Source organism: Rhodoferax sp. (assembly GCF_034519335.1).
Classification (GTDB): domain Bacteria; phylum Pseudomonadota; class Gammaproteobacteria; order Burkholderiales; family Burkholderiaceae_C; genus Allorhodoferax.
The window spans coordinates 22206-38221 of sequence record NZ_JAXHOL010000023.1; the positions used below are offsets into that span (position 1 = coordinate 22206).

Sequence of the window (16016 nt, forward strand, 5' to 3'; positions counted from 1 at the left end):
AAGGTAGCAAAAGGCACGCATGGCAGGAAGTATTTTGGTCACACGTGGCGCGGGCGAGGGGCAGGGCGTGGTCAGCATCACGCTGTCCCACCCCGGCAAATTCAACGCCATGTCGCGCGCCATGTGGCGCGAGCTCAAAGCCGTGTTCACCGCCCTGCAGGCTGACCCGCAAGCCCGCTGCGTCCTGCTGCGCGGGGAGGGTGGTCACTTCTGCGCGGGTGGCGACATTGCCGAGTACCCCAGCTTCCGTTTCAACGAGGCCGAACTGCGCCAGTTCCACGAGGACGAGGTGTGGGGCGGCCTGCAGGCGATGCTGGACTGTGATGTGCCCATCGTCGCGCAGATCGAAGGCAACTGCATGGGCGCGGGCGTAGAGATGGCCAGCTGCTGCGACTTGCGGCTCGCCGGTGCTTCGGCCCGTTTTGGCGCCCCGATTGCGCGGCTGGGCTTTCCCATGGCACCCAAAGAGGCTGCGCTGGTGGCGCAGGCCGCTGGCACCACGGTAGCGCGCGCCATGCTGCTCGCGGCCGAGGTGTTTGATGCATCGGCCATGCTGGCACACGGTTTTCTGACCCAGGTGCTGGCCGATGCCGAGGTGGCGGGCTACTGCCAGGCGCTGGTGCAACGCATAGCCGGACTGGCGCCGCAGGCCGCACGCCTGAACAAGCAGACCCTGCGTGCTATTTTGGCATCAAATAAGCCTCTAGCCCTCGTGGATTATGCGCAAGCAGCTCCTGATTTAATAGCGAATTCGGCGCTCGTGCCCGATGCGGCGTATGCCTACGCCGACAGTGCCGAGCATCGCGAAGGCATCAGCGCCTTTCTGGCTAAGCGCAAGCCGCAGTTTTAATCTCCCGACATCCGACTCTGACCACCGACACCCGAGACACGACCATGGCCCACCCCTCCGAGAATGCCAACCTCTTTGCCGCACTGCGCGCCGCCTTTCCCGCCGACCTGAGCGCCTGCGCGGTTGAGACCGACAGCGGCTTGCAGTACAGCTGGTCCGACCTGGACCAGGCCACCGCCATGGTGGCCAATCTGTTCGAGTTTTTGGAGCTGCCCAAGGGCGCCCGAATTGCGGTACAGGTGGAAAAATCGGTGGAAGCGCTGGTGCTGTACCTGGCCACGCTGCGCGCCGGTCTGGTTTATCTGCCGCTCAACACCGCCTACCAAAGCGCGGAGATGGCCTATTTCATCGAAGACGCCAAGCCCGCCATGGTGGTGTGCAGTGCGCGCAACTTTGGGTGGGTCAGCAAGATGGCCTTCATGGCCGGAACGGCCCACGTGTTCACGCTCAATGACGACCGCACCGGCTCGCTTTTGGACCGCGCCAGCCAGTTCCCCACCACCCACACCATGGTGCAACGCAAGCCCGATGACCTCGCTGTCATCATCTATACCAGTGGCACCACCGGCCGCAGCAAGGGCGCCATGCTGAGCCACGGCAACCTGCTGAGCAATGCGCGTGTGCTGCACCGCTATTGGGATTGGCAGCCGGGCGATGTGCTGATTCACGCGCTGCCCATCTTCCACGTGCACGGCCTGTTTGTCGCCATCCACGGCGCGCTCATCAATGGCAGCAAGATGGTCTGGTGTGCCAAGTTCGACCCCAAGGTGGTGCTGCAGCACCTGCCGCGCGCCACGGTCTTCATGGGCGTGCCCACGCTTTATGTGCGCCTGCTGGCCGAGGCCGGACTTACCGCACAGGTCACCAAAAACATGCGCCTCTTTGTCTCCGGTTCCGCCCCCATGCTGGTGGACACGCACCACCAGTGGCAGGCCCGCACCGGCCACACGATTCTGGAGCGTTACGGCATGTCCGAGACCGTGATGCTCACCTCCAACCCCGGCCGCGTGGCGGATGGCGAACGCAAGGTGGGCACCGTGGGCCAGCCCTTGCCCGGTGTGCAGCTGCGCGTGTGCGACGACGCGGGCAAGCCCCTGCCGCAAGGCGAGACCGGCAACATTGAGGTGCGGGGCCCCAATGTGTTTCTGGGCTACTGGCAGATGCCGGAGAAAACTGCGCAGGAGTTCACTGCCGACGGCTTCTTCAAGACCGGTGATGTGGGCCGCGTAGATGCCGACGGCTATGTGACCATCGTGGGCCGCAGCAAAGACCTCATCATCAGCGGTGGCTACAACGTCTACCCCGCCGAGATCGAGGGCTACATCAACAACCTGCCCGGTGTGGCAGAGAGCGCGGTGGTCGGCGTGCCTAACGCCGACTTTGGCGAGGTTGGCGTGGCCGTCATCGTGCCGTTGGCCGGTGCCACGGTGGACCCGACGCAAGTAATTGCCACCCTGAAGGCCATGCTGGCCAACTTCAAGGTGCCCAAGCGCTGCGTGGTGGTGCCCGAGTTGCCGCGCAACGCCATGGGCAAGGTGCAAAAGAACCTGCTGCGCGAGCAATACCGCACTGTGTAAGTCCTGCGTGGCCCAGCGTCGGCTACAGTAGGCCGGTCTTTGTCATATTTTGGTCATGCAGCACGTACTCATCGTTGACGACGCCCCCGCCGCCCTGGCCCTGCTCAGCGAGCTGGTGGAAAAGCTGGGGGACTGCCGGGCCATACCCCTGTCCAGCCCCGTGGAGGCCTTGGCGTGGGCCAAGGGCAAGCCAGTCGACCTGGTGATCGTGGACTACACGCTGAACGGCATGGATGGGCTGGAGTTCATCCGACGGTTTCGCCAGATCCCGGGCAAGGACATCACCCCCATCATGATGGTCACCGCCAAGGACCAGAAGCCGGTGCGATACCGTGCGCTGGATGCCGGGGCCAATGACTTTTTGGGCAAGCCGGTGGACAAGGTGGAGTTTCTGGCACGCGCCAAAAACCTGCTGATCTTGAGCGATGCCCGGACCAAGTTGGCCGACCGTGCCGCGTGGCTCGCCGATGAAGTGCAGAAGGCGACGGCTGAAATTCTGGCGCGCGAGCGCGACACCGTGATGCGCCTGTCCCGTGCGGCCGAATTTCGCGACCCCGAGACCGGCGCCCACATCTCGCGCATGGCCCATTACTCCCGCTTGATCGCCAAAGGGCTGGGCCTGAGCGAGGCAGAGCAAGATCTGTTGCTGGAAGCCGCGCCCATGCACGACATCGGCAAGGTGGGCATTGCAGACAATATTTTGCTCAAGCCCGGTCGTCTGAGCGAAACCGAATTCGCAGTCATGCAGCAGCACGCGGTGTATGGCTACGAGTTGTTGAAGGGCAGTGCCTCGCGGGTGCTGCAGGCAGGGGCCGAAATCGCACTTGGCCACCACGAGAAATTTGACGGCAGCGGCTACCCCCGGGGTCTGAAGGGAGAGGCGATTCCGCTGTTCAGCCGCATCGTGGCGGTGGCCGATGTGTTTGACGCACTCACCTCCGAGCGACCCTACAAAAAAGCCTGGACGCTGGAGGCTGCGGTGGACTTTCTCACCGCAGGCTCCGGCACCCATTTCGACCCGCGTTGCGTGCAGAGTTTTCTCAACGCCTGGGACGATGTGTTGGCAGTGCGCGACCTGCATGCAGATGCAGGCGAATCGAAATTGCTCTCTATTTTGTAGCTGCCTGCGCAGTGTCCGCGAGGGCTAGAGCTCGATCTACTTCAAAATCAGCACGGGAATGGCAGCGTGGGTCAGCACGTGTTGCGTCTCGCTGCCCAGCAGCAGGCGTTTGATGCCCTTGCGCCCGTGCGAGGCCATGACCACCAGGTCGCATTGGTGCTTCTTGGCGGCAGCCAAGATGGCGTCGGACACCACATCGGAACGCACCACCACGGCCTTGGCCTCAACACCTTTGGCGGCTGCGGCTTTCTTCACTGCATCGACCACAGCCTGCCCGGCGTCGCCCCAGGTTTTTTCGACTTGTTTCACCTCTGCAGGCGCCAGCGCAATGCCTCCTTCAAAGTAGGACTGCGGGTAGCGCGGCACCACTTTCAGCGCCACCAGCTCGGCGTTGCAGAGTTTGGCCAGGGCAATGGCGCTGGTCACGGCCTTTTTGGAGAGGGCGCTGCCATCGGTGGGAACAAGAATACGCTGGTACATGAAGACTCCTTGTGACTTGGAAGCTTTCAGATTACGCTTGCGCCCAGAAGATGACTTGATCTGAATCAAGCTTTTCATGCATCGGACTCGGCACACTCTCCACCATGACTGCTGCAACTCTGACCTCACCACCGCTTGCGCCCCATTCGGCAGCTACGCTGGCGTTGTTGGACGACCCGCAGGAGTGGGGCGCTTTCAGTCGCGCTGACCAGTATGACCCTGCGCAGTGGGAGTCCAGCGTAGTCATAGAAGGCATGCACTGTGCAGCCTGTTCCCTGACGGTGGAGGATGCGTTGCGCCGAGTGCCTGGCGTACGCAGTGCGCAGGTCAGTGCCGCCAGCCAGCGTGCGCGCGTGGTGTGGTCGTCGGCGGTGGTGCAGCCCTCGGGCTGGATGCAGGCGGTGCAGCAGGCGGGCTACCGCGCGGTGCCTGCCAACGACGTATTTGCCAGTGAGCGCAGGCGCGCAGCCTCGCGTCAAGCACTGTGGCGGTGGCTGGTGGCGGGCCTGTGCATGATGCAGGTCATGATGTACGCGTGGCCCGCCTATGTGGCCCAGCCTGGCGATTTGACCGGCGAGATGGAGCAACTGCTGCGCTGGGCCTCCTGGGTGCTCACCTTGCCGGTGATCCTGTTTTCCTGTGGACCATTTTTCAAAAGTGCGCTGCGCGATGTGGCGCAGCTGCGCATCAGCATGGACCTGCCGGTGGCACTGGGCATGGTGATCACCTTTGTGGTCAGCACCGCCGGTACCTTCGACCCGCAAGGCATCTTTGGTCGTGAGGTGTATTTCGACTCGCTCACCATGTTTGTCTTCTTCTTGCTCACGGGCCGCTGGCTGGAGCTGCGCCTGCGTGACCGCACCGCCGGTGCGCTGGAGGCGCTGATGAACCGACTGCCCGACAGTGTGGAGCGCCAAACAGCGCAGGGCGATTTTGAGCGTGTGGCCGTGCGCCGCCTGGTCGCCGGTGATGTGGTGCGGGTGCAGCCCGGCGAAGCCTTCGCGGCCGATGGCCTGGTGGAGCAGGGCAGTACCTTGGTGGATGAGGCCTTGCTCAGTGGTGAATCACATCCGCTGCCGCGCGGCGTGGGCGCCACAGTGGTGGCTGGCAGCCACAACCTGCATGCCACGGTGCTGATAAAAATCACCCACGTAGGAGAAGCCACGCGTTTTGCGCAGATCGTGGCATTGATGGAGAGCGCCTCCACGACCAAGCCGCGCGGCGCCTTGCTGGCGGATCGCCTGGCCAAGCCTTTTTTGTTGGCCGTGCTGGCGGCTGCTGGGTTGGCCTGCGCCTGGTGGTGGCCGCAAGACCCTGGTCATGCGCTCATGGTGGCAGTGGCGGTGCTGGTGGTCACATGCCCATGCGCCTTGTCATTGGCAACGCCTGCGGCCATGTTGGCTGCAGCTGGCACCCTGGCGCGCGCCGGGTTATTGGTCCGCAACCTCCCCAGTCTGGAGGCTTTGGCCGCCGTGGATACGGTGGTGTTTGACAAAACCGGCACCCTGACACGGGATGCCATGGCCTTGCGGGCGGTTCACACGCGTGAAGGTGTCAGCCGCACCGACGCTGTGGCCATGGCTGCAGCGCTGGCCCGACATTCTTTGCACCCGGCATCCAAAGCCCTGGTGCAGGCGGCAGAACGAGAAATCGGTTTGTCGGCGTGGAGCTGCCAGGCCGTGGCGGAGTCTGCCGGGCAGGGTGTCGCGGGCCAGGTGTTGAACGTGACACAGCCCGGTGTTGTGGGCGAAGCCTTGCGTCTGGGCTCTGCGAGTTTTTGTCAGTTGACCGCCAGCCCGGTGGTGCCAGAGGGCTTGAGTGTGCACTTGGCTGACAGCCAGGGATGGCTGGCTACTTTTGTATTGCAGGAGGACTTGCGACCCGAAGTCCCCGCCGTAGTTTCTGCTCTGCGCGCACAGGGAGTTCAAGTGCATGTACTTTCGGGTGACCGGCCCGAGGCGGTAATGCTGGTGGCAGAGCAAGCGGGCATAGCGCACGCGCAAGGCGGCTGCTCGCCAGCTGACAAATTGGCCTATTTGCAGCGTCTGCAGGCCCAAGGGCACACCGTCGCGATGGTGGGTGATGGCCTCAACGATGGCCCGGTGCTGGCGGGTGCCCACACGTCCTTTGCGTTTGGGCAGGCGGTACCGCTGGCGCAGGCACAGTCGGATTTGGTGGTGATGGGGGGGAGTCTGGATGCCGTGGTGGGCGCATTGCAGTTGGCCCGCAAGACGCAGCGCATCGTTCGGCAAAACCTGTGGTGGGCGCTGGCCTACAACGCCGCCTGTGTGCCACTGGCCGTGGCGGGCTACTTGCCAGCGTGGTTGGCGGGGTTGGGCATGGCTAGCAGCTCTTTGTTGGTGGTGCTCAATGCTTTGCGCCTGGCGCGTACACCACGCCCCATGTCAACGCAGTCTTTGGAGGTTTGATGGACATCTTGTATTTGTTGATCCCACTGTCGGTGGTGCTGGTGTTTTTCATTCTGGGCGGGCTGTGGTGGGCTATTGACCGCGGGCAGTTTGAAGACATTGAGTCTGAAGGCGATCGCATTTTGCGGGATCCCTAAAAGTTCCAGGGTTTTTAGGCCCCCGGTTGATTTGGGTCAACCCGAGCGGGCAGGGGCGGTAAGACACTCGGTTTGCAGTAATCCAAGAAGAGGTAAATATGGCATTTCCAAATCAACAGGCGACGGTTTACAACGATAGCGTTGTGCGCCAGTTCGCCATCATGACCGTGGTCTGGGGGGTGGTGGGCATGCTGGTCGGTGTGATCATCGCCGCCCAGCTCGCTTGGCCCGAGCTCAACCTTGGCATCCCATGGCTCTCATACGGGCGCTTGCGGCCCCTGCACACCAATGCAGTGATTTTTGCGTTTGGTGGTTGCGGTCTGTTTGCTTCGGCCTACTATGTGGTGCAGCGCACTTGCCAGGTACGCTTGTTCGGCGACAAGCTGGCATCTTTTACTTTCTGGGGCTGGCAGCTGGTCATTCTGGCTGCTGCGATTTCGCTGCCGCTGGGCTACACCCAGGGCAAGGAATACGCTGAACTGGAGTGGCCCATCGACATCCTGATCACGCTGGTCTGGGTGTCGTTTGCTGTGGTGTTTTTCGGCACCGTCGGTACCCGCAAGGTCAAGCACATCTATGTGGCCAACTGGTTCTTTGGTGCTTTTATTCTGGCGGTAGCCATCCTGCACCTGGTCAATAGCGCTGCCATTCCTGCGGGCTTCATGAAGTCTTACTCGGCCTACGCTGGTGTGCAAGATGCCATGGTGCAGTGGTGGTACGGCCACAACGCGGTGGGCTTCTTCCTGACCGCAGGCTTCCTGGGCATGATGTATTACTTCATTCCCAAGCAGGCAGGTCGTCCTGTCTACAGCTACCGCCTGTCCATCGTCCACTTCTGGGCGCTGATCTTCACCTACATGTGGGCCGGTCCCCACCATCTTCACTACACCGCGCTGCCCGACTGGACCCAGTCCGTGGGTATGGTGTTCTCCCTGATCCTGTTGGCGCCCAGCTGGGGCGGCATGATCAACGGCATCATGACCTTGTCCGGCGCATGGCACAAACTGCGTGACGACCCCATCCTGCGCTTCCTGATCGTGTCCTTGTCTTTCTACGGCATGTCCACTTTCGAGGGCCCCATGATGTCCATCAAGACCGTGAACGCCCTGAGCCACTACACCGACTGGACCGTGGGACACGTGCACTCCGGCGCTCTTGGTTGGGTGGGCCTGGTGACCATGGGCTCCATGTACTACCTGATTCCCCGCTTGTTTGGCCAAAAGCAGATGTTCAGTGTCAAAGCCATTGAGCTGCACTTCTGGGTAGCCACCATCGGTATCGTGATCTATATCGCCGCCATGTGGATTGCCGGTGTGATGCAAGGCCTGATGTGGCGCGCTATCAACCCAGACGGAACCCTGACCTACACCTTTGTGGAGTCGGTGAAGGCCACCTATCCCTTCTACGTGCTGCGTTTGCTGGGCGGGCTCTTGTACCTGGGCGGCATGCTGATCATGTTGTGGAACACCCTCAAGACCGCGACTGCGGGTCGGGCCACTACGGTGACCATTCCGACTGTTGTGGCTCATGCCTAAGGAGAACAAGAATATGGCTAACGAAACCAAAACCTCTGGCTTGTCGCACGAGAAGATTGAGACCAACAACTTCTTGATGATTGTGTTGATCCTGCTGGTCTTGCTGGTGGGCGGTATGGTGGAAATTGTTCCGCTGTTCTTCCAGAAGTCCACCACCGAGCCGATCAAGGGCATCCAGCCCTACACCGCACTGCAGTTGGCGGGGCGCGACGTCTACATCCGCGAGGGTTGCTACAACTGCCATTCGCAGATGATCCGTCCCTTCCGTGCCGAGACATTGCGCTATGGCCACTACTCTGTGGCGGGTGAGTCGGTGTATGACCACCCTTTCCAATGGGGCAGCAAGCGCACCGGCCCGGATCTGGCCCGCGTGGGCGGCAAGTACAGCGACGAATGGCACCGCATTCACTTGGTGAACCCGCGCGATGTGGTTCCCGAGTCCAACATGCCTGCCTACCCATGGCTCGAAAAAAATCTGGTGGCAGCTGCCGAGATGCCAGCCCGCATGAAAGCCCTGCGCACCGTAGGCGTGCCTTATACCGATGAGCAGATTGCCAAAGCACCAGAAGAGGTGAAGGGCAAGACCGAGCTGGAGGCCACCATTGCCTACCTGCAGGTCCTTGGTTTGGCACTCAAGTAAAGCGAAAGGGAGATTTCCATGGACATCAATACCCTGCGTTCCGTGACCACCTTGGTCAGCCTGGTGGTGTTTGTCGGCATTGTCTGGTGGGCGTGGTCCAAGCGCCGCTCGGGTGATTTTGCGCAAGCTGCCAACCTGCCTTTTGAGCAGGACTGAACCCGCATAAGGAATACAAATGAGCGACTTTACGAGTAACTTCTGGTCCGTCTACGTGGCGGCCATCACGGTGATTGGCATCGTGGCGTGTTTGCTGCTGCTGTGGTTCAGCGGCAAGGCCAAGGCCATGACTGCCAATGACAACACCACAGGCCACGTGTGGGACGGTGACCTGCGCGAGATGAACAACCCTTTGCCCCGCTGGTGGGTGTGGCTGTTCGTCATCACCATTGTGTTTGCTGGCGTGTACCTGGCGCTGTACCCCGGGCTGGGCAAGTCGGCTGGCAAACTGGGCTGGACCCAAGAGGGGCAGTACCAGGCTGAAGTAGCCAAGGGCAACCAGGAAGTGGCCCCGCTGTATGCCAAGTTTGCGGCCATGAAGCCTGAGGACGTGTCCAAAGACCCGCAGGCCCATGCGATTGGTGAGCGCTTGTTCATGAACAACTGCTCGCAGTGCCACGGCTCAGACGCCCGCGGCTCCAAGGGGTTCCCCAACCTGACCGATGCCGATTGGTTGCACGGTGGTACTCCAGAAAAAATCGCTGAAACACTGACCTTGGGTCGCATCGGCCAGATGCCTCCCATGGCAGCGGCCGTCGGCACTGGGGATGACGTGAAGAATGTGGCCCATTACGTACTGAGCCTGTCGGGCAGCCCACACGACTCGGTGCGTGCCGCGCTGGGCAAACCCAAGTTCGCTGCCTGTGCCGCTTGCCACGGCGCAGATGGCAAAGGCAATATTGCCTTGGGTGCTCCCAACTTGGCCGATGACATTTGGCTGCATGGCTACGGTGAAAATGCCATTGTTGCCATGGTCAACAACGGCAAGGTCAACCAGATGCCCGCACAGGCCGACAAGTTGACTGCAGCGCAGATCCAGGTGCTCGCTGCCTATGTCTGGGGCATGTCCAACAACGGCGTGCCTGCCAAGTAAGCGACCTGTATTCAGGACATTGTGTTGAACACAGCACCCGACTCGACCCGCAAGGTCATTCCAATTGCACCGTCCCCGGACCGAGGCCCGATAGAGCCACCGCCCGGAGCCGATGCCGAGATGGTGGCCTTGTACGAGGCCCACAAGAAGATCTACCCTCGCAGTGTGAGTGGGTATTTCAGCAAGTGGCGTTGGGCGCTGGTGTTCCTCACGCAACTGGTGTTTTATGGCCTGCCCTGGTTGGAGTGGGGGCAGCGCCAGGCCGTGCTTTTTGATCTCGGCGCGCGGCGGTTTTATATTTTTAATTTGGTTCTGTACCCGCAGGACTTTGTGTATCTCACCGGCATTCTGGTGATCTCTGCCCTCTCGCTGTTCCTGTTCACGGCAGTTGCGGGGCGTCTCTGGTGCGGCTATGCCTGTCCCCAAACGGTGTACACCGAAATCTTTCTCTGGATGGAGAAGCTGGCCGAGGGGGACCGTTCCGCCCGCATGCGCCGCGATGCTGCCCCCTGGAGCTGGGACAAGGTGTGGCGTAAATCGGCCAAGCAGGGCATGTGGATTGCCGTCTCCCTGTGGACAGGATTTACCTTCGTGGGCTACTTCACGCCCATCCAAACCCTGAGCCAGGAAGTCCTGCACTGGGGCTTGGGTCCTTGGGAGAGTTTCTGGATTCTGTTCTACGGCTTTGCCACCTATGGCAATGCTGGCTATATGCGTGAGCAGGTGTGCAAGTACATGTGCCCCTATGCCCGCTTCCAAAGCGCGATGTTTGACAAGGACACGCTGATCGTGACCTACGACCAAGAGCGCGGAGAGCCTCGCGGTGCACGGTCGCGCAAGGCCGATCCATTGGCGTTGAACCTGGGTGCTTGTGTGGACTGCAGCCTGTGTGTGCAGGTGTGCCCCACCGGCATCGACATTCGCAAGGGTTTGCAGTACGAATGCATTGGCTGCGGTGCGTGTGCCGATGTGTGCGACACGGTGATGGACAAGATGGGCTATGCCCGCGGCTTGGTGAAGTACTCCACACAAAATGCCGTGAGCCAGCACTGGACCCGTGCCCAGACGATTCGCCACGTGCTGCGCCCCCGGGTGCTGGTGTACACCGGAATTCTGCTGGCGGTAATTGTGGCCATGTTGGTGAGTCTGGCTTTGCGTTCGCCCTTCAAGGTGGATGTGGTGCGTGACCGTGGCACGCTGGCGCGCATTGTGCAGGGGGGCAAGATCGAAAACGTGTACCGCTTGCAGGTCATGAATGCCACTGAGCTAGACCAGGATTTCAGCATCAGCGCTACGGGTATCGAAGGCATCACGACACAGCTCGATGCGCCTTCGCTGGCAGTTGGGTCCACGCAGGCACGTTGGGTTGCGGTGCGGGTGCAAGTGCCCTATGAAGCAGTACCCGCGGGCTCCCATCCCATCCAATTTGAAGTGGCCAATGCGGCCAAAGACATCACAGTGACCGAAAAATCGGTGTTTATCGTTCCCCGTTAAGGATTGCATATGGACTCTTCCACTTCCGCTTCCCATTCGCCACAACCTTGGTGGCAATTTGGTCATGTCTGGTTGGTGCTCTCTGGCCCTGCCATTGTGGTGGTCGCAGGTTTTGTGACCCTGTATTTGGCCATGTCGGGTGCGGACCCGGTGGTGGACCAGAATTACTACCAAAAAGGCATTGAGATCAATCGCACGCTGGAGGGCGCCCCTGAGAGCTTGGCTCCCGCCATGCAAGCGCGCAACCACGCGGCCACCGGTGTCAAGCCGCCTGTTGCTCAGCCAAAACCCTGACTAACGAGGGCTCACCATGCGCAAAGCCAAATGGACCGCGATTGTGTGGCCAGCCTTTTTGACGGCATGTTTGCTGGAGGTCTTGGTGTTTGCGTTTGTCGACCCGCATGAGCTGCACTGGCTGGGGCAGCCTCTGGAGTTCTCGCGCCAAGGTGTTTACACCGTGGCGTTTTTTGCGTTTTGGGCGGTCACGCTGGTTGCCAGCGGACTGGCGGCACTGCTGTGCCTCAGCCCCGCGGAGCTTAACGACTGATCAGTTGCAGACCTTGGGGTTCACGATGTCCTTGAGGGCGTCGGTGTTGAGGATGCGCACGTGGCGCTGCTTGACCTCCACAATGCCGTCTTCCACAAACTTGGAGAAGGTTCGGCTCACGGTCTCAAGTTTCAGGCCCAAGTAGCTGCCGATCTCTTCGCGCGTCATGCGCAGCACCAGTTCGGATTGCGAGAAACCTCGCGCGTGCAAGCGTTGCACCAAGTTCAACAGAAACGCGGCCAGGCGCTCCTCGGCGCGCATGCTGCCCAGCAGTAGCATCACGCCGTTTTCCCGCACGATTTCGCGGCTCATGATTTTGTGCACGTGGCGTTGCAGTGCATTCACCTCGCGCGAGAGTTCTTCAATGCGGTCAAACGGCATCACGCAAACTTCGGCATCTTCCAGCGCCACGGCATCGCAGGTGTGGTGGTCGTTGACGATACCGTCCAGACCAATCACTTCCCCTGCCATCTGAAAACCCGTGACCTGGTCACGCCCATCCTCGGAGGCCACGCAGGTCTTGAAGAAGCCAGTACGGATGGCGTACAGGCTGGTAAAGCGTTCGCCATTGCGGAAGAGGGTGCCGCCGCGTTTGACTTTGCGGCGGCTGGCCACCACGTCATCAATCTTGTCCAGCTCGCTGGGACTCAGGCCCAGGGGCATGCACAGCTCGCGCAGGTTGCAGTTGGAGCAGGCGACCTTGATGCTCTGGGAGGTCAGGGGCGTTGCGGATGCGATGGCAATGGTGGCGTTGGCCTCGTTTGCCTTGGTGGATGGAGTGCTTGGTTCAAACATATGGTTCCCCTGATGCAAGTCAATTATCTGCCCATGCACCCACGCGGAACTTGATCTGTATCAATGTCGGCAGCAGGTGTTTGGGTGATATTTACCGGGCCAGTTTGGAGTATCCATGAACGCAGTCCTCGACACGCCGCCCATCTCAGAAAATTTGTTGACCCGATTCGACGTCTCGGGGCCGCGTTACACCTCGTATCCCACGGCGGACCGATTTGTGGAGGCCTTCACAGCAGATGACTACGCCCAGGCCCTGGCCCAGCGCCGGAGCGGCGCCTCCGCCTTGGCGCTGCCGTTGTCCTTGTATATCCATATCCCCTTTTGCGAGTCGCTCTGCTACTACTGCGCCTGCAACAAAATTATCACCAAACACCACGACAAGGCTGCGACGTATTTGCGCTACCTGAGTCGCGAGGTGGACTTGCACACGCAACGCATGGGGACGGGCCAAACGGTCAGCCAGCTGCATCTGGGCGGGGGCAGCCCCACGTTTTTGAGTGATGCCGAGTTGCACGAGCTGATGGGGATGCTGCGCCGCAACTTCCACCTCGCACCGGGTGGCGAATACTCGATCGAGGTGGACCCCCGCACCATTGACGCGCAGCGCCTGGACACGCTGGCCGAGCTGGGCTTTAACCGCCTGAGCTTTGGCGTGCAGGATTTTGACGCCGCCGTGCAAAAAGCAGTTCACCGGGTGCAGCCCGCGGAGCAGGTGTTTGCGCTGGTAGAGGCCGCACGTGCACGCGGGTTTGAATCCATCAATGTGGACCTGATCTACGGCCTGCCACAACAAAGCCCCGAGTCGTTTGACCGCACCTTGGCGCAGGTAAACCAGTTGCGACCCGATCGCATCGCGCTGTATGCCTACGCGCACCTGCCTGAGCGCTTCAAGCCGCAGCGACGCATTGCCACGGTGGAGCTGCCCAGTGCGGGCGCCAAGGTGTCCATGTTGTCGCGTTCGCTGGCGGCCTTCATCGGTGCCGGATATGTGTATGTGGGCATGGACCACTTTGCCTTGCCCGAGGACTCGCTGGCTGTGGCCAAGCGCCAAGGGCGGCTGCACCGCAACTTCCAGGGCTATAGCACCCAACCCGACTGCGACCTGATTGCATTGGGTGTGTCGGCCATTGGCCGCATAGGCGCCACCTACAGCCAGAACGCCAAAACGCTGGATGAGTACTACGACTATCTGGACCAAGGGCGCTTTCCGGTGGTCCGGGGTCTGGCCGTCACCCGCGATGATCTGGTGCGCCGCGCTGTCATCATGGCGCTGATGTGCCAAGGCCAACTGCAGTTTGAGTCCATCAACCTGGCCTATCTGGTGGACTTCAAAAACTATTTCGCCAGCGAGATGGCGGCACTGCAAGGTCTGGCTGACCAAGGCATGGTGGTGGTGGACGATGCAGGCATCCAGGTCACCGCTCAAGGCTGGTTTTTTGTGCGTGCGGTGGCCATGGTGTTTGACAAATACTTGCAAACCGACCGCACCCGCGCCCGCTTTTCCAAGATCATTTAGCATCGTCTGATGCAATCTTCTCTGGCACTCACGGCCCTGGTGATGGGTCTGGTGGGCGGGCCGCACTGTGTGGCCATGTGTGGCGCCGCCTGCGCCGGTATCGGGCAGGCAGCGGGTCCGCGCCAAAACTCTGCGCTCTTTCTGTTCCAAATCGGTCGCGTGCTCGGCTATGCCGTGCTGGGTGCGCTGGCTGCCGCGTCCATGCAGGGACTGGGCTGGCTGACGGTGCAAAGCGCAGCGCTGCGCCCCGTCTGGTCCATGGTGCACGTGGCGGCACTGGTGTTGGGGCTGTTGTTGCTCTGGTTGGGGCGCCAGCCACTGTGGCTACAGACAGGGGCCCGCGCGATCTGGAGCCGCACCCGCAGCCTGGGCCTGCGTTGGGGCCGCGGCGCGCCGCTGGGCCTGGGCATGCTGTGGGCCTTGTTGCCGTGCGGCTTGCTGTATTCAGCCCTGCTGGTGGCTGCGCTGGCGGGCGATGTGGTGAGCGGCGCTGGGGTGATGGCCTTGTTCGCCCTGGGCACCTCGGTCACCATGCTGCTGGGGCCCTGGCTGTGGTTGCGCCTGCAGGGTGGCCGAATGGGCGATGGAACCTGGGGGGTGCGGCTGGCGGGTGTTGCCTTGGCGGCCAGTTCGGGATGGGCTTTGTGGATGGGGCTGGTGCACAATCAGGCGCCATGGTGCATCACACCTTGATGCGCATCAAGAAACCACCCCCTGTTGGAGGGCTCGCCCGATGGATCGAACCGCTGCTGAGGCTTTGCGACTGGAAGAGTTGCGCCGCTTTGGCATTCTGGATTCCGCCGCAGAGCAGGCCTATGACGACGTCGTCAAGCTCGCGGCGTTTATTTGCGACACACCGATTGCCCTGATTTCCCTGGTGGACGAAGACCGCCAGTGGTTCAAGGCCCGGGTCGGCATGAACGAGATGGAAACGCCGCGCGGTATCGCGTTTTGTGCCCATGCCATTACCGAGCCGGAGGCCCTTATGGAGGTGCCTGATGCGCTCGAGGACAGCCGTTTTGCCAACAACCCGCTGGTGACTGGGGCCGAAGGGGTGCGCTTTTATGCTGGCGTCCCCTTGCTCACGCCGTCGGGGGCAGCCTTGGGCACGGTGTGTGTGATTGATCGCGTGCCGCGCAAACTCACCGAAGCCCAGGCCGAGGCGCTCAAAGCTTTGTCGCGTCAAGTGGTGCAGCTGCTGGCGCTGCGCCGCGCCAATGCCGAGCTGGAATTGCTGTCGCGCGCACATGGCCTGCGCCAGCGTGAGCTGGAAGAGGCGCAGAAGCAGTTGCAGGAGCTCAACGAAGAGCTGTCCGAGCAAAGCCTGACCGACGTGCTAACCAACTTGAAAAACCGCCGTGCCTTTGACCGGTTGCTGGCCAATGAATATGCCCGCAGCCTGCGCACGCGTTCGCCCATGGCGCTCATGATGGTGGATGTAGACCATTTCAAAGCCTATAACGACCAGTATGGTCACCTGGCTGGAGACCAGGCGCTGCAGGCGGTGGCCGCTGCCATCAAATCGCAGGCCCGGGCCTACGACCACGTGGCGCGCTACGGGGGCGAGGAGTTTGCCGTCATCTTGCCCGACACCCAGGTGGCAGACGCACGGGCTGCGGCGGAGCGCATTCGCCAGGCCGTGCAAGCCTTGCAGGGCTTGCACAGGCCCGTGACCGTGAGTGTTGGCACTGCCATGGCCGCAGCCGAGACAGACCCCGCCGACCTTGTGCACCGGGCTGACCAAGCCCTGTACCAAGCCAAGCAAGCAGGCCGAAATCGGGTAAACCTGCAGCTTTAGAGGCCGGG

Annotated in this window: 17 protein-coding genes; 15 read left to right on the forward strand and 2 right to left on the reverse strand. The window is 61.4% G+C overall.

Annotated elements, in window-relative coordinates; translation table 11 throughout:
• Window positions 1–19: 19 nt before the first annotated feature.
• The 3 genes from U5O12_RS09685 to U5O12_RS09695 are packed head-to-tail and all read left to right on the forward strand — an operon-like array spanning window position 20 to window position 3547.
• Window positions 20–850 (forward strand): enoyl-CoA hydratase/isomerase family protein, encoded by an 831-nt coding sequence (locus tag U5O12_RS09685; protein ID WP_322578436.1) that lies wholly within the window; start codon window positions 20–22, stop codon window positions 848–850.
• 44 nt (window positions 851–894) lie between these two features.
• Complete coding sequence (locus tag U5O12_RS09690; protein WP_322578437.1) at window positions 895–2427, forward strand: malonyl-CoA synthase; 1533 nt, start codon at window positions 895–897, stop codon at window positions 2425–2427.
• A 55-nt stretch (window positions 2428–2482) separates the two neighbouring features.
• Window positions 2483–3547, forward strand: coding sequence for an HD domain-containing phosphohydrolase (locus U5O12_RS09695; protein WP_322578438.1), 1065 nt, complete (start codon window positions 2483–2485; stop codon window positions 3545–3547).
• Between the two features lie 36 nt (window positions 3548–3583).
• Here U5O12_RS09695 and U5O12_RS09700 read toward each other — a convergent pair whose 3' ends face one another.
• The gene (locus U5O12_RS09700; RefSeq protein WP_322578439.1) at window positions 3584–4027 is read right to left on the reverse strand and encodes a universal stress protein; all 444 of its coding nucleotides are present in this window, start codon (window positions 4025–4027) and stop codon (window positions 3584–3586) included.
• A 104-nt stretch (window positions 4028–4131) separates the two neighbouring features.
• Here U5O12_RS09700 and U5O12_RS09705 point away from each other — a divergent pair, with 104 nt between their 5' ends.
• The 9 genes from U5O12_RS09705 to U5O12_RS09745 all read left to right on the forward strand — a co-directional run bounded on the left by U5O12_RS09705 (window position 4132) and on the right by U5O12_RS09745 (window position 11899).
• Entirely contained in the window at window positions 4132–6456 is a 2325-nt protein-coding gene (locus U5O12_RS09705) for a cation-translocating P-type ATPase (protein WP_322578440.1), read from the forward strand.
• Complete coding sequence (gene ccoS, locus U5O12_RS09710; protein WP_322578441.1) at window positions 6456–6593, forward strand: cbb3-type cytochrome oxidase assembly protein CcoS; 138 nt, start codon at window positions 6456–6458, stop codon at window positions 6591–6593. Before U5O12_RS09705 ends, ccoS begins: the two co-directional genes overlap by 1 nt.
• A gap of 98 nt (window positions 6594–6691) precedes the next feature.
• Window positions 6692–8128 carry a cytochrome-c oxidase, cbb3-type subunit I gene (gene ccoN, locus U5O12_RS09715; RefSeq protein ID WP_322578442.1) on the forward strand — a complete coding sequence of 479 codons (1437 nt, stop codon included), beginning with the start codon at window positions 6692–6694 and terminating at the stop codon, window positions 8126–8128.
• 13 nt (window positions 8129–8141) lie between these two features.
• Complete coding sequence (ccoO, locus tag U5O12_RS09720; RefSeq protein ID WP_322578443.1) at window positions 8142–8768, forward strand: cytochrome-c oxidase, cbb3-type subunit II; 627 nt, start codon at window positions 8142–8144, stop codon at window positions 8766–8768.
• A gap of 18 nt (window positions 8769–8786) precedes the next feature.
• Window positions 8787–8924, forward strand: a complete 138-nt coding sequence (locus U5O12_RS09725) for a cbb3-type cytochrome oxidase subunit 3 (RefSeq protein ID WP_094478699.1) — start codon at window positions 8787–8789, stop codon at window positions 8922–8924.
• 19 nt (window positions 8925–8943) lie between these two features.
• Window positions 8944–9858 carry a cytochrome-c oxidase, cbb3-type subunit III gene (gene ccoP / locus U5O12_RS09730; RefSeq protein ID WP_322578444.1) on the forward strand — a complete coding sequence of 305 codons (915 nt, stop codon included), beginning with the start codon at window positions 8944–8946 and terminating at the stop codon, window positions 9856–9858.
• Window positions 9859–9882: 24 nt separating this feature from the next.
• Entirely contained in the window at window positions 9883–11352 is a 1470-nt protein-coding gene (ccoG, locus tag U5O12_RS09735) for a cytochrome c oxidase accessory protein CcoG (protein ID WP_416221474.1), read from the forward strand.
• A gap of 9 nt (window positions 11353–11361) precedes the next feature.
• Window positions 11362–11646, forward strand: coding sequence for a FixH family protein (locus U5O12_RS09740; protein ID WP_322578445.1), 285 nt, complete (start codon window positions 11362–11364; stop codon window positions 11644–11646).
• 16 nt (window positions 11647–11662) lie between these two features.
• A complete protein-coding gene (locus tag U5O12_RS09745; protein ID WP_322578446.1) occupies window positions 11663–11899 on the forward strand; it encodes a hypothetical protein in 237 nt (78 codons plus the stop codon).
• Here U5O12_RS09745 and fnr read toward each other — a convergent pair whose 3' ends face one another.
• Window positions 11900–12619, reverse strand: a complete 720-nt coding sequence (gene fnr / locus U5O12_RS09750) for a fumarate/nitrate reduction transcriptional regulator Fnr (RefSeq protein WP_322578500.1) — start codon at window positions 12617–12619, stop codon at window positions 11900–11902.
• Window positions 12620–12809: 190 nt separating this feature from the next.
• Here fnr and hemN point away from each other — a divergent pair, with 190 nt between their 5' ends.
• The 3 genes from hemN to U5O12_RS09765 are packed head-to-tail and all read left to right on the forward strand — an operon-like array spanning window position 12810 to window position 16008.
• Entirely contained in the window at window positions 12810–14210 is a 1401-nt protein-coding gene (gene hemN / locus U5O12_RS09755) for an oxygen-independent coproporphyrinogen III oxidase (protein WP_322578447.1), read from the forward strand.
• A gap of 9 nt (window positions 14211–14219) precedes the next feature.
• The gene (locus tag U5O12_RS09760; RefSeq protein WP_322578448.1) at window positions 14220–14903 is read left to right on the forward strand and encodes a sulfite exporter TauE/SafE family protein; all 684 of its coding nucleotides are present in this window, start codon (window positions 14220–14222) and stop codon (window positions 14901–14903) included.
• Between the two features lie 40 nt (window positions 14904–14943).
• A complete protein-coding gene (locus U5O12_RS09765; RefSeq protein ID WP_322578449.1) occupies window positions 14944–16008 on the forward strand; it encodes a sensor domain-containing diguanylate cyclase in 1065 nt (354 codons plus the stop codon).
• Window positions 16009–16016 lie beyond the last annotated feature (8 nt).

What these genes read in the sequence shown, in the direction of transcription:
- ccoP (WP_322578444.1), top strand. Translation starts at nt 8,944, where the DNA reads ATGAGCGACTTTACGAGTAACTTCTGGTCCGTCTACGTGGCGGCCATC.
- U5O12_RS09725 (WP_094478699.1), top strand. Translation starts at nt 8,787, where the DNA reads ATGGACATCAATACCCTGCGTTCCGTGACCACCTTGGTCAGCCTGGTG.
- U5O12_RS09700 (WP_322578439.1), bottom strand. Translation starts at nt 4,027, where the DNA reads ATGTACCAGCGTATTCTTGTTCCCACCGATGGCAGCGCCCTCTCCAAA.
- hemN (WP_322578447.1), top strand. Translation starts at nt 12,810, where the DNA reads ATGAACGCAGTCCTCGACACGCCGCCCATCTCAGAAAATTTGTTGACC.
- U5O12_RS09690 (WP_322578437.1), top strand. Translation starts at nt 895, where the DNA reads ATGGCCCACCCCTCCGAGAATGCCAACCTCTTTGCCGCACTGCGCGCC.
- U5O12_RS09685 (WP_322578436.1), top strand. Translation starts at nt 20, where the DNA reads ATGGCAGGAAGTATTTTGGTCACACGTGGCGCGGGCGAGGGGCAGGGC.
- U5O12_RS09705 (WP_322578440.1), top strand. Translation starts at nt 4,132, where the DNA reads ATGACTGCTGCAACTCTGACCTCACCACCGCTTGCGCCCCATTCGGCA.
- U5O12_RS09765 (WP_322578449.1), top strand. Translation starts at nt 14,944, where the DNA reads ATGGATCGAACCGCTGCTGAGGCTTTGCGACTGGAAGAGTTGCGCCGC.
- ccoS (WP_322578441.1), top strand. Translation starts at nt 6,456, where the DNA reads ATGGACATCTTGTATTTGTTGATCCCACTGTCGGTGGTGCTGGTGTTT.
- U5O12_RS09695 (WP_322578438.1), top strand. Translation starts at nt 2,483, where the DNA reads ATGCAGCACGTACTCATCGTTGACGACGCCCCCGCCGCCCTGGCCCTG.
- ccoO (WP_322578443.1), top strand. Translation starts at nt 8,142, where the DNA reads ATGGCTAACGAAACCAAAACCTCTGGCTTGTCGCACGAGAAGATTGAG.
- U5O12_RS09740 (WP_322578445.1), top strand. Translation starts at nt 11,362, where the DNA reads ATGGACTCTTCCACTTCCGCTTCCCATTCGCCACAACCTTGGTGGCAA.
- U5O12_RS09760 (WP_322578448.1), top strand. Translation starts at nt 14,220, where the DNA reads ATGCAATCTTCTCTGGCACTCACGGCCCTGGTGATGGGTCTGGTGGGC.
- ccoN (WP_322578442.1), top strand. Translation starts at nt 6,692, where the DNA reads ATGGCATTTCCAAATCAACAGGCGACGGTTTACAACGATAGCGTTGTG.
- U5O12_RS09745 (WP_322578446.1), top strand. Translation starts at nt 11,663, where the DNA reads ATGCGCAAAGCCAAATGGACCGCGATTGTGTGGCCAGCCTTTTTGACG.